The organism is Gloeobacter kilaueensis JS1 (genome assembly GCF_000484535.1).
Lineage (GTDB): Bacteria > Cyanobacteriota > Cyanobacteriia > Gloeobacterales > Gloeobacteraceae > Gloeobacter > Gloeobacter kilaueensis.
Genome location: NC_022600.1, coordinates 2,047,206 through 2,058,752, shown reverse-complemented (window position 1 = coordinate 2,058,752; position 11,547 = coordinate 2,047,206). Strand labels below are relative to the sequence as shown.

General features: G+C 62.2%; 11 protein-coding genes, 1 tRNA gene and 1 other annotated feature. Of the genes, 4 read left to right on the top strand and 8 right to left on the bottom strand.

The annotated features are described in order from the left end of the window. Positions 1-126: 126 nt before the first annotated feature. Positions 127-2,217, bottom strand: a complete 2,091-nt coding sequence (gene cas3 / locus GKIL_RS09530) for a type I-D CRISPR-associated helicase Cas3' (protein WP_223173818.1) — start codon at positions 2,215-2,217, stop codon at positions 127-129. 183 nt (positions 2,218-2,400) lie between these two features. On the opposite strand from cas3, the gene GKIL_RS09525 reads away from it, so the two are divergent. Continuing rightward, positions 2,401-3,255: a WYL domain-containing protein gene (locus tag GKIL_RS09525; protein WP_023173328.1), complete on the top strand. Its 855-nt coding sequence runs from the start codon at positions 2,401-2,403 to the stop codon at positions 3,253-3,255. A 9-nt stretch (positions 3,256-3,264) separates the two neighbouring features. Here the strand turns inward: GKIL_RS09525 and GKIL_RS09520 are convergent, their stop codons facing one another. Then, positions 3,265-3,930, bottom strand: coding sequence for a HEAT repeat domain-containing protein (locus tag GKIL_RS09520; RefSeq protein WP_023173327.1), 666 nt, complete (start codon positions 3,928-3,930; stop codon positions 3,265-3,267). An 81-nt stretch (positions 3,931-4,011) separates the two neighbouring features. On the opposite strand from GKIL_RS09520, the gene GKIL_RS09515 reads away from it, so the two are divergent. The 3 genes from GKIL_RS09515 (at position 4,012) to GKIL_RS09505 (ending at position 6,722) form a co-directional block, all read left to right on the top strand. Beyond that, positions 4,012-4,863: a pentapeptide repeat-containing protein gene (locus GKIL_RS09515; RefSeq protein ID WP_023173326.1), complete on the top strand. Its 852-nt coding sequence runs from the start codon at positions 4,012-4,014 to the stop codon at positions 4,861-4,863. Positions 4,864-4,867: 4 nt separating this feature from the next. Further along, the gene (locus GKIL_RS09510) at positions 4,868-6,574 is read left to right on the top strand and encodes a pentapeptide repeat-containing protein (protein WP_023173325.1); all 1,707 of its coding nucleotides are present in this window, start codon (positions 4,868-4,870) and stop codon (positions 6,572-6,574) included. 76 nt (positions 6,575-6,650) lie between these two features. Further along, positions 6,651-6,722: transfer RNA gene (locus GKIL_RS09505), tRNA-Met, on the top strand. On the opposite strand, the gene GKIL_RS23570 is transcribed toward GKIL_RS09505, so the two are convergent. The 6 genes from GKIL_RS23570 to rplK form a co-directional block, all read right to left on the bottom strand. Continuing rightward, positions 6,709-7,704, bottom strand: coding sequence for a hypothetical protein (locus tag GKIL_RS23570; RefSeq protein WP_023173324.1), 996 nt, complete (start codon positions 7,702-7,704; stop codon positions 6,709-6,711). The two genes, GKIL_RS09505 and GKIL_RS23570, sit on opposite strands and share 14 nt — an antisense overlap. Positions 7,705-7,788: 84 nt before the next feature. Beyond that, positions 7,789-8,946: a GuaB3 family IMP dehydrogenase-related protein gene (locus GKIL_RS09490; RefSeq protein WP_041243851.1), complete on the bottom strand. Its 1,158-nt coding sequence runs from the start codon at positions 8,944-8,946 to the stop codon at positions 7,789-7,791. 109 nt (positions 8,947-9,055) lie between these two features. Then, entirely contained in the window at positions 9,056-9,454 is a 399-nt protein-coding gene (gene rplL / locus GKIL_RS09485; protein ID WP_023173322.1) for a 50S ribosomal protein L7/L12, read from the bottom strand. A 39-nt stretch (positions 9,455-9,493) separates the two neighbouring features. Beyond that, complete coding sequence (gene rplJ / locus GKIL_RS09480) at positions 9,494-10,030, bottom strand: 50S ribosomal protein L10 (protein WP_023173321.1); 537 nt, start codon at positions 10,028-10,030, stop codon at positions 9,494-9,496. A gap of 20 nt (positions 10,031-10,050) precedes the next feature. Continuing rightward, positions 10,051-10,194 (bottom strand) — a sequence feature (ribosomal protein L10 leader region). Between the two features lie 14 nt (positions 10,195-10,208). Continuing rightward, a complete protein-coding gene (rplA, locus tag GKIL_RS09475) occupies positions 10,209-10,925 on the bottom strand; it encodes a 50S ribosomal protein L1 (protein ID WP_023173320.1) in 717 nt (238 codons plus the stop codon). Between the two features lie 51 nt (positions 10,926-10,976). After that, complete coding sequence (rplK, locus tag GKIL_RS09470) at positions 10,977-11,402, bottom strand: 50S ribosomal protein L11 (RefSeq protein ID WP_023173319.1); 426 nt, start codon at positions 11,400-11,402, stop codon at positions 10,977-10,979. Positions 11,403-11,547 lie beyond the last annotated feature (145 nt).

Below are 11,547 nucleotides of genomic sequence, written 5' to 3'. Positions count from 1 at the left end.
TGTGGATGCTCAGGTAGTTACAGGCTCTTCAACAAGCTGCTCAAGTTGTCAGGAGACGTGGGCTGGGGCGGATAGCTCTGGGGTTTGAGTGTGACAACTTTGCACTCATCAAGGTAGGTCAGCATCTCAGCCCCCGGCGATCCAGGATGTCGCTGGCGATGGTAATCGAGCGGACAATGTATCCAGCAGAAGGGCCGACTGGCCGAAGGCGATCGAACAAGGAGCGTTGGCGTCGTAGAGGCTGCGCTCGTCGGCGAGAGGGTAGATCTGAAAGTGCATCGGGAGCCGCAGACGGTTGCGCACTTCCAACACAGGACGCTCCACCACGAAGCAGACCAGTCCTTCCTGGCGCAGGCGCTTGTTGATCTCCCGGATGTCCGGGTTCTCCGGTTGCCAGACTTCCAGGCCACGCACCACCTGCGCCGTCGATTTTTGGAGCAGTTCGTCGATGTCACCGCTGTAGACGAACTTCCAGTTCAGGCGCTCCTCGCGGTAGCCAATCAGGCGGAAGAAGGCGAGGCAATATTTGAACGCACCTCGGGCGATTGGCCTGCCGCTGCGCTGCTCGGCTTCTTCCAGAGCAGCCAGAAATTCTGCCTTTGTCCAGGCTTCGACCTGGAGATTGGCGAGGACGCCAGGCAGGCCGTAAGTTTTGAAGCGATCGGCTTGGTGAGTTTCGGTCGGATCGTAGAGGCCGCACTGGAGATCGCCCGCACCCCGGAAGGAAGTGGCGACATCGAAGATCGGGTTGCCCTTCTGGCCAGACAGCTCGTGCCACTCCCGCTCCCAACCTTTTACCCGCCCGAACAATGGCGATAGCGCGACGCCGAACACCTGCTGGCAGGCATCGCTGAAGGCCACTTTCGCTTCGGCATACTGCGCCTTGATCGTGGTGTGCCCGAGCTCATAAGCGATCTTGAGAGACTGAATCGCTCCCCAGGTCTTGTAGTAGCCGCTAAATTCGTTGATCTGGCGGTAGTGGGCGCGGATCTGCTCGTTTAAGAAGAAGCGATCGAAGGTTCCGCCTCCACTAAAGGGTGCTTCTGGGGTGTCGAAGAGGCGTTCGACAAAGAAGTTGGGGGCCAGAGCAATCGCTTTGAAATGCTGGAAGGGAGCAAAGCCGTTAGCAGATTCATGACCGTCGTGACGACCGAGACGGCCCAGACGCTGGATAAAGTTGCCCGCATCCGACGACTCGAAGACAAGAAAGTTGATCTTGAAATCAACGCCCACATCGATCGTGCTCGTGCCCAGAACCAGATCAGCTTCTAGCGATTCGCGCCGTCCCGCTGCACCGGTAAGGCCAGTGTTCTCGCGCACAGTGAGTCCCGCCGCTATGAAGATGGCCTGGAAGTGGGGCAGGAGCCGCTTTACCGAGGCGATCGAATTGAGAATGATCGCCCCCCGGCTGCCGGGATAGGTCAGGAAATACTCCAGGATACGGGAGGCATTCTCCCGCAGCCACGCTTCGGAAGCCCGAGGCGAGGGTTCAAGCCGGATGAACTCCAGCTCCAGCCCCCGGCTCACCCGTCGCCAACCCTGCTCAGTCAGTGCCTGCGCTTCGGTGTCATCTGCGGGTGAACGATAGCAGTCCGCTGCCTTCGGATCGATCTCGCGGACGTTGAACCCGGCAAGTCGCAGCCGCTCGATCAGTTGTGGGTCCGGTGTTGCTGAGAGAAACATGAACTTTTTGCGGCCCATCGTGTAGCGCAGCAAAAGCAGTGTGTTGATCACGGCGGCGACCTGCGGCGGACCAAAGACATGAAACTCATCGAAGATGAATAGCTCGAAGTCATTGTCGATGCGCTGCCAGAGCCTATCCGAGCTGTCTTTGTCGTAGATGTACGCGCCCCGGTGCAGATAGTGGAAAATGTCTGGGTTGGTCAGCAGCACTTCCCGCTGGGCACTCAGGCTCGATAATGCCGCTCCTTTTTTGATTTCAGCCTCGCGGGCATACACCTCCAGTTCTGGCCCACTCACCCGCACCAGCCTCGGTTCCCAACTCGGAGCAAACTGCTGGATGTAGCCGCGCACCTGCCCTTCTTGATCGCGAGCCAGTTCGTTGGTCGGATACATTCCAATAGTTGTCCGGTCCCGCGTCAGCACTCCCAGGTAGGCCGCCAGACTCTTGCCGTCGCCGGTCATCGCCGTGTTGACGATCACATCTACTTCCGGGTCATCTAGGGCGCGCAGGGTCTCGGCCTGGTGCCAGGCCAACCGCTGCCAGCCAGGCGGTAACTGTATCCTCGCTGGCAGAGTGCTGGCGGGACGGGAGAAAACAGGCTTTAACAGAAGGGTGTCAGGCATACACAGGAACTCTGGCGATGAATCCAGCATCTCATCCCAGATCTAGGTTTTGCAAGCCAAGGTATACGTGTACTTTATGAGGTGACAGGCACGGTGAAACGCAAGCAGCAGACGATCACGCTTTCATTGGGCAATACAGATAAAGCACGACTTGAGAACCTGGCCGTGGAACTGGGAGTGCTCTGGGGAGAGCGCCCAAACATCACCCAGCTTGTCAAGAACATTGCCCAACGCCAGTTGCTGGTGGCCCACAACGCCGACTGGTCGGAGGAGCGTATAGGGGCGCTGGTGAAGGCTGCCGACTTGCTTCTGGATGTGGGAGAGGCTGACGCGGCGCAGGCACTGGGGCATTTGCTTCTGGAGCGGGGAGAGGTCACAGGGCCACTGCGCGACAGGCTGGCAGAGCGTTTTCAAGGCGTTCAGGCGTCCTGGCGCGGGATTATCGACCGCTATATTCGTCAAACTCAACCGTTCCGTCTGCTCTATCAGGATGCAGCCGAGCGTGCCTGGCAGCTTACTGTCCGCTACGCCCGCATTCGCTTCCGCGAGAAGCGCCTTTATCTGGAGATCTGGAGCGAGGAGTGCGAGGGCAACAGGGAGATTCCAGGGCTGACCCACAACTGGAGCCTCCGGCTGGACCGGCTGCAGGGCGTCGAGGTACTGCCTGCGCCAGGAAAATGGCGCGTCGGGCCAGACAAGATCGAGGTAGAAATGCACCTTTATGAGGGTCTGGCGCATGCTTACGTTCCTCGCCCCGAGGATGCTGTCTATCGATGGCTGGAGAGAGAGCCTGTGCGGCAGGTCGTTCGCCGGGTCGATTCGACCTTCTGGTTTTTGCGCGAAATCTACCCCTACGGGCCCGATTGCTTGATCGTTGGACCTGAGAGCGTTCGAGCGCGGGCTATAGAGCGTTTCCAGCAGACATGCCGGCGCTACACCACCTCTTGATTGCCTGACTTACGGGCGCTCCAGCGCTTGCATTGCGCTCTGAGCAGCTTCGGCGACTTTTGGATCGTCGTCTTTGGCAAGAAAGCCGAGGGCGGATTGGCTCGCTGGATCGCCGATTTTGCCCAGGGCAACGGCGACGCGGCGGCGGACTTCGGCTTCTGGATGGCCAACTAGCGGTAACAGTCGCTCGACGGCGCGGCGGTCCCCCAGTTCGCCAAGAGCACCGATCGCCCCGTCTCGAATCATCTCGATCGGGCTATCGAGGGCAGCGCTGAAGACAGCGAAGCTGCGCGGCTCGGCCAGTTGTCCGAGGGCGACGATGGCGCTGTAGCGCACGATCCAGTCGCCGTCGTTTTCGTAGGCGTCCACGAGCGGCTCGAAAGCCTGGCGGTCGCGCAACAGGCCCAGCGAACCCGCCGCTTCGGCGCGCACCGAACCGTCGGGGTCACTCTTGAGCAAAATCACCAGCGTCTCGAACGCCTGATCGAGATCCTGGCGGGCCAGGCCGACGGCGGCGTAGACCCGCACCAGCGGCACCGCATCCTGGGCGGCCTGTCTGAGCAGGGCAGCCGCTTCGGCTGAGCGCACAAAGCGCAGATCCAGGGCGGCGGCGATCCGGTCGCTCGCAACGTCGCTCGCAAGCTGTTGGCGGAGTTCTTCTATCGATGCGGCCATGCACTGTTCCTCCCAATCGTCCACGAGCGCAATGTACCACCTGCCCAGAATCTGGTCGCGCTCCGTGCCACTATAAAAGCCATGAGCCCGGAAAACCGCGATCCAATTTTAGGAGGCAGGCTGTCGGCAATCGATGCCCCGGCTATCGGGGGATTTGCGGGGCTGAAGATGCGTCTTTTGCAGTCGCCCTCCGCCTGCGAGCGCCGGGAGGCACTGCCAGGGGTGATCGAGTACGGCGAGAAGGGGCTGGCGCTGGCGGTGACGGTGCTGGAGCAAGATACGTGTCTGGAGGTGCGGCAACGGGCCTGGGAGTTACTCGCCATCTATGCTGGAGCGATGCTGGAAGCGGATCTAAGCGAGCGGTTGCCGCTGCGGGCGGTGGGCGGACGCAGGGGACTCATCCTCCGCTACGAGCGCGGCGAGAACCTTGCCTTCGCCGATCTGCGCAAAGAAAATCTCTGTCGGATGAATTTGAGCTTTGCCTGCCTGCAGTACGCCGATTTGAGCGGCGCGGATCTGGGGCGCTCGGTCAACCTCAAGCAGGCGGATCTGCGGGGAGCGCGGCTGGTGGAGACGAACCTGCGGGGGATCTACGCCCGCGAGGCCCGTCTCAATAAAGCCAACCTCCGGGGGGCGGATCTGCAGGGAGCGAACCTGGGCTGCGCCGATCTGCGCGCTGCGCGACTTGAGGGGACGAATCTGCGCCGGGCACGGCTAGAAGGGGCGGACCTGCGCGAGGTCTGCCTGGAAGGAGCGGACCTGCGGGGGGCCAGCCTGAGCGGCACCCGTCTAGAAGGAGCCCGTCTGCGGGGCGCTTCTTTGCTGGGAGCCGATCTCCGTTGCACCGCCATCGAGGGGGTGGGCTGGGAGGAGGTGGATCTGCGCGGTGCCATCTTTCCCGATGGTTCCCGAGTCAAACCGGATTCGTGGTGACGCTATGACAGGCAACACCGACCCGGTCCTCGCACCATCGACAAAGGCTGAGACTGCCCCCCTGATCGGCGGCCTCGCCGGAATTCGGATGCGCCTTGCCCAATCGCCCCTTATCCAGGAGCGGATCGCTGCCCTTGAGCAGGCGGTCCGCTTTGCCGAGCGGGGCTGGGAACTCATTGTGCGCGCCCTGCGCCACGATCCTGAGTGGCGCGTCCGCTACGCCGCCTGGGAGTTGCTCCTCGCCGCCGACCAGCAGAATCTGCGCGAGCGCGCCCTCAAAGACCCACCGATGCGGGATCTAGGCGGTGCGGCAGCGATTCGCTCGCTACTCGCTCAGGGGCGGCGCGATTTTGCCTGTACCCGCCTTGGGGGAGCGGATCTGGCGGGAGCGAAGCTTGCTGGGCTCAACCTGCGGGGAGCCGATCTGAGCGAGGCCAAACTCATCGGTTGCGACCTCGGTGGGGCTGACCTGCGCGAAGCCGACCTGCGCCGGGCGAAACTGGACGGTGCAAGTTTGCGTCGGGCCCAGCTTTCGGAGCAGACGCGCCTGGAGGCGAAGCTGCGGCTTGTCTGGGAGTTACAGAACGCAGGCGGGCAAGAGCGTGCCCTGGCGGGTGTGGATCTGGCCGGGGCCGATCTAAAAGACATCGACCTGGCAAAGTCGGATCTCACCGGCGCGAATCTGAGCGCAGCGCTCGTGGCCGGGGCGAACCTGACCGGGGCAAATCTCAGCTGTGCCCAACTCACCCGTGCCCGGCTCGTCGGAGCCAACCTGCGGGAGGCGGACCTCAGCCGCGCCCAACTGGACGAGGCCAGTTTCGTTGAGGCAAATCTCGAAGGGGCAAACTTGTGCGATGCCAACCTCGGGGCTGCCGACTTGAGCGGCGCGGATCTGCGTCGGGTGCGGCTGGAGCGGGTGTACCTGGGCAAGGTTCGTCTGTCGGCTGCCACCCGGCTCGACGCGCCCGCCCGCCTCGTCTGGTCGCTGCTTACTACTGCTCAGAGCGGACGCAGCCTGCGGGATGTGGATTTGAGCCAGACCAAGCTCTGGGGGGTAAATCTGCAAAGCGCTGATCTAAGCGGCGCAAATCTAAACGGCAGCGACCTGCGCAACGCCGATCTGAGCGGTGCCAGTTGTCGAGGCACAGACCTGGGCGGTGCGTACCTGATGAGCGCCAATTTGCGGGGCACCCACCTGGCAGAAGCCCACGGCCTCGATGAGCGCACGCGCCTGCTCTGGCAACTGCAGAACGCAGGCGGGCGCGACCTCGATCTGAGAAATATTGATCTGAGTGGTGCGGACCTGCGGCGCGTCGATCTGAGCGGTGCCAACCTCAAGGGCGCTCGTCTGCGCCAGGCCAACCTTGAGCAGGCCGACTTGAGCGGCGCGGATCTGACGGGGGCGGACCTGCGCTGGAGCCGTCTTTTGCGCGCCAACCTGGGCGAGGCCCTTCTGGCGCGTTCGGAGATCGAGTACGCCGATCTGAGCCTGGCCTGCCTGGCAGGGGCCAACCTCGAATACACGAACCTGTTTAGTGCCCGGCTCGATGGGGCCGATCTCAGCCGTACCGTCCTCGACGGTGCCAACCTCTCTCACGCCAGCTTGAAGGGGGCGACGATCGACGGCTGCCGCCGCCGCAACACCCAGATCCGCAATACCGTTCTGCCGGACGGCGTGCGCTACATCCAGAAGCGCCCCGCCTGGTGGTAAGAGCCCCCAGGCGTAACTCTAGAGCCGTTGGCAAGGCGGCTTGGGTCTGACATAATAAGAGATCGCGGCAGTGGCTGGCACAGTAGCTCAGCGGTAGAGCAAGCGGTTCATACCCGCTCGGTCGCGTGTTCAAATCACGCCTGTGCCACTGGTTCTTCGTCCTCACCCGATTCTGCCGGCTCCTCATTTTCTTTGTCAGTCGATTCTTCGGCGCGCCTGCGGTAGGCGGCGATCGCTGTCTCGGCGGTGATCGGGTCAAGCCCGATGTGGGCGGCGACGAGCAGAATGTCGTGGCTGTAGTCCTCCAGGGCAAAGGGACTATCGAGCAGGTACTGGCCCAGGACGCGATCGAGGATGTAGAGCTGGGCTTTTTGCTTGAGGACGAGCGACTGGCCGGGGCTGATCTCCAGGCCCGCTGCCAGGCGATCGAGTAGAGATCGTTCGCTGCGGTCGAGGTCTTCGTCGATGAGGGCGAGAGCCCAGGCGAGGGCCAGGATCGTCTCGCGGCCCGCGCCCGCCTCGATCGCCGTCAGTTCTTCGGCGGTGGGTTCCCCGGCGCTGGAAAGCTGCTCGATCGTCCCCAGATCTGGATCGATGAAGCTGGCTAAAAAGGCTTTTTCTTCTTCGGCCAGAATTTGATCGGCGCTCGCCACCGCTACCAGGATGCGCGCCAGGAGGCGGCGGTCTTCGTCCTTGCGCACCGGGTGGTCCGCCAGTTGCCTGTCAAAGTCGGTATTGAGTTCAGGTACAGCCTTGTAGCAGACCCAGCGCTCGTTTTGTGCGTCCCAGACAAACGCGCCGCTTGCCTGGAAGGCTTTGACGATCGCAGTCTGTTTCGCTTCTTCTGAAAGGGCCGGGGCTCCGGCGCGGTGGGTGTCGGCATCTTTGCTGCTGATCAGACCCACCATCCCGGAACCGAGAGAATTGCGAATGATCTGGCCGATCGAGGTGCGCAGCCGAACCAGAATCCCCGGTAGCGGCGGCAATGGGTCGGTCGTTTCAGCTTCCAGGATGACGTTGGAATCGAGCTTTTCGCCGGTCACCGGGCACTCGAAGGTGCAGTAAAGAAGCGGGCCTTTTTGCTCGGAGCGGACGACCAGGTACTGAATGGACTCATAAGGAACCGACATCGCGCCTCCTACCCGAAGACAGCAACGCTCAGGGCCGTGCCCGCCGATCGTAGCAGCCGAAAGGTTGAGCGATTCGGAAAAAGACTATTTACCCATGCCCAGTTGCTGGGCCTTTTGATAAACTTTACCCTCTGTGAGCAGCGAGGGGGCGATCACGACTTCTACCTGCTGCATCTCCTTGAGGTCTTTGGCTCCGAGAGTGCCCATCGAGGTCTTGAGCGCTCCGAGCAGGTTGTGGGTGCCGTCGTCGAGCCGGGCTGGACCGCGCAGAATTTCGGCGAGGGTGCCGGTGGTGCCGACCTTGATCCGGGTGCCGCGCGGCAATACTGGACTCGGAGTGGCCATCCCCCAGTGAAAGCCCCGGCCAGGCGCTTCGGCGGCGCGGGCGAAGGGGGAACCAATCATCACCCCGTCCGCGCCGCAGGCGATGCACTTGCAGATGTCACCGCCGGTCACAAGCCCACCGTCGGCGATCACCGGCACGTAGCGGCCCGTCTGGGCAAAGTAATCGTCGCGGGCAGCGGCACAGTCGGCTACCGCCGTCGCCTGGGGAATGCCCACCCCCAGCACGCCCCGGCTGGTACAGGCAGCGCCGGGACCGATGCCCACCAGAACCGCCGCTGCTCCGGCCTGCATCAGATCGAGGGCGACTTCGTAGGTGACGACGTTGCCGAGGACGACCGGGATGGGCAGCTCTGCACAGAATCTGGCCAGATCGAGGCTGGGGTAGCTCGCCAGATGGGCGGTCGAAACCACCGTCGCCTGCACAAAAAACAGATCGCAGCCTGCAGCCGCTGCGATCTGGCCGTACTCTTCGGCCACCTGCGGCGTAGCGGAGGCGCAGGCGATGCCGCCCTGCGCTTTGATCTCCTCGATGCGGCGGCGGATTAAGGCGGGCTTGACCGGTTCGGCGTACAGTTCCTGCATCAGGCCCACGAATGCGTCTTTGCCCACCGAAGCGATGCGATCGAGCACGGCGTCGGGATCTTCGTAGCGGGTCTGGACGCCCTGCAGGTTGATCACCCCGAGAGCGCCGAGGTTGGAGAGCGCCACCGCCATCTTGACATCGACGACGCCATCCATCGCCGAGGCGATGATCGGAATCTCGCGGGTGATGCCGCCTATCTGCCAGCGCGTATCCGCCAGATCCGGATCGAGGGTGCGCCGCCCCGGCACCAGAGCAATTTCATCGATTCCGTAAGCGCGACGAACCGTCTTGCCCCGCCCAATTTGCACGTCCAAAGTCTTCTCCCCCGCCCAGCCGCATGGATTCTCCCACCATAGCAAAAGCGAACCGCACTCCCCGGCGGCTGGAATTCCATAGCCAGAGAGTGCGGTCTGGGGCTTGTCGCTATTTGATGCTCGCCTTGGCTCCCGCCTCTTCGAGCTTCTTTTTGATCGCAGCGGCGTCGTCCTTGTTGACGCCTTCTTTGACCGGCTTGGGGGCCGCCTCGACCAGATCCTTGGCTTCTTTGAGGCCAAGGCCCGTGATCTCGCGGGCCACCTTGAGGATGGCGATCTTTTTGTCGGCGGGCACCTCGTCGAGGATGACCGTAAACTCGGTCTGCTCCTCGACGGGAGCGGCGGCTTCAGGAGCCGGACCCGCTACGGCTGGACCGGCGACGACGCCCACCGGAGCAGCGGCGGAGACGCCAAAGGCTTCTTCGATGCCCTTGACCAGTTCAGCCGCTTCGAGCAAGCTCAGTTCCTTGAGCTGCTCGATAATCTGTTCGACTTTTGCACTTGCCATGATCGTTTATCTCCTTGCAATACAGTTGGGGCAGGACATTCAAGCAGCGCTCTGCTCTTGTTTTTGCTTTTCGATGGCGGCGATGGCGCGCGCCAGGCCCGAGGGAATCTCCTTGACGCCGACGGCGATCTTGGTCGGCAGCGAGAGGATCGCCCCGGCCACCTGGCCCATCAGTTCCTCCTTGGTCGGCAGCTCCGAGAATTGCTTGAGCTGCTGCAGATCCTCGAAGAGCAGCCCCTCTGCTACTCCGCCGCGCAGGTCGGTCTTTTTGGTGTCGCGCTGGAAGCCCTCGTAGAGCTTGAGGATGTCCCTGAGCTTTTCTTCGGCAAAGATAAAGGCGGACGGGCCTTTGAGCAATTTCTCCAGTTGCTCGAAGCGCGACTCGCGCAGCGCCACGTTCATCAGGGTGTTTTTGGCGACAACGCAGGAACTGCCGAGTGGACGGAGCTTGCGCCGAAAATCGGTGATCTCAGCTACGCTCAATCCCCGGTAGTCCATGACGATCACGACGTTGCTGCGATCGAGCAACTCTTTGATCTCGCCTACGACGAATTCTTTTGCTGGTCTTTTTCCCATTCGTTCTCACCTCCTTAAGGGTCAACAAATCAAAAGCCCCGCTTTTTGAAGCGAGGCTGGGCAAAGGGCAGGTGAGCTACAGGAGCAGTCTGCCGGTTTGCGCACCTCGGCAGGATGATTAAGCCACTGGCCCCTGCTGTCTTCGGTCGCGGATGCAATTTTTGAACAGGCTCGATCGCTAGGCGGCTGCCTCCAGCTTGAGGTCGCGCAGGATGTTGACGTCGATCTCGATCGCCGGTCCCATCGTCGATTTGATGTGGAAGGTGCGCCAGTAGCGGCCTTTGGCCCCGGAGGGCTTGGCGCGGTCGATCGCCTCCTGCACCGCCTTGAGGTTGTCGAGCAGCGCTTCGGGGGTAAAGCTCTTTTTGCCGAAGGGAATGTGGACGATGCCGGTGCGGTCGGCGCGAAATTCGAGTTTACCGGCCTTAAATTCGCGGATCGCTCCGGCGAGGTCCATCGTCACCGTACCGCCTTTGGGTGAGGGCATCAGGCCGCGCGGACCCAGGAGCTTACCGAGGCGGGCGACCTGGGGCATGATGTCGGGGGTGGCGATCATCAGATCGAAGTCCATGAAACCGCCCTGGATCCGCTCGATCAATTCTTCTGAACCGGAGATGTCTGCCCCGGCGCTGTCGGCCTCGCGCACTTTTTCGCCCTTGGCCAGTACAGCAATCCGGATCGACTTGCCGGTGCCGCGCGGCAGCACGACCGTGGCGCGCACCTGCTGATCGGCGTACTTGGGGTTGATGCCCAGCCGGATGTGAGTCTCGATCGTCTCGTCGAACTTGGCGGTGGCAAGCTCGATCGCCATTTCGATCGCCCGCTGGGGCGTGTAGAGCGTCTGGCGGTCTACCTGCTCGCGCAGGGCAGTAAGCCGCTTAGAAATCTTGGCCATGGTGTCCTCCGTGGGGTCGTGGCGGGAAAATGTCCCTGCCCCGGTGTGTGATCAATCGGCGATCGCGATGCCCATGTTGCGGGCGGTACCGGCGATGATCCGCATCGCCGCCTCGACATCGTTGGCGTTGAGGTCGGGCAGCTTTTGCTCGGCAATCTGCCGGAGCTGGGCGTTGGTAATCGAACCGGCTTTGAGCTGGTTGGGCTTGCCGGACCCCTTTTCGACACCGGCGGCCTTGGTAAGCAGCACCGACGCCGGTGGGGTCTTGAGCACAAACGTAAAGCTACGATCTTCGAAGACCGTGATCTCGACCGGGATGACCGTACCGACTTGATCGGCGGTGCGGGCATTGTATTCTTTGCAGAACATCATGATATTGACGCCGTGCTGACCGAGGGCAGGACCGACGGGCGGTGCCGGGTTGGCCTTGCCGGCGGGCAGAGCCAGTTTGATTTTGGCGGTAACTTTTTTGGCCATGGTTGCGGGTCGAGAAAATCACTCGTGCATAAAGGCACAGTCTTGCATTATTGCCGATCGGTTGAGACTTCGGCAAGAGCTGTTTTTGGTGCTGCCAAAGCGGAACCCCCCACCAGCAGTGGACGCCTGCGCACTGACGGGAGCA

What these genes read in the sequence shown, in the direction of transcription:
- GKIL_RS09520 (WP_023173327.1), bottom strand. Translation starts at nt 3,930, where the DNA reads ATGGCCGCATCGATAGAAGAACTCCGCCAACAGCTTGCGAGCGACGTT.
- GKIL_RS09515 (WP_023173326.1), top strand. Translation starts at nt 4,012, where the DNA reads ATGAGCCCGGAAAACCGCGATCCAATTTTAGGAGGCAGGCTGTCGGCA.
- GKIL_RS09510 (WP_023173325.1), top strand. Translation starts at nt 4,868, where the DNA reads ATGACAGGCAACACCGACCCGGTCCTCGCACCATCGACAAAGGCTGAG.
- GKIL_RS23570 (WP_023173324.1), bottom strand. Translation starts at nt 7,704, where the DNA reads ATGTCGGTTCCTTATGAGTCCATTCAGTACCTGGTCGTCCGCTCCGAG.
- rplL (WP_023173322.1), bottom strand. Translation starts at nt 9,454, where the DNA reads ATGGCAAGTGCAAAAGTCGAACAGATTATCGAGCAGCTCAAGGAACTG.
- rplJ (WP_023173321.1), bottom strand. Translation starts at nt 10,030, where the DNA reads ATGGGAAAAAGACCAGCAAAAGAATTCGTCGTAGGCGAGATCAAAGAG.
- rplA (WP_023173320.1), bottom strand. Translation starts at nt 10,925, where the DNA reads ATGGCCAAGATTTCTAAGCGGCTTACTGCCCTGCGCGAGCAGGTAGAC.
- rplK (WP_023173319.1), bottom strand. Translation starts at nt 11,402, where the DNA reads ATGGCCAAAAAAGTTACCGCCAAAATCAAACTGGCTCTGCCCGCCGGC.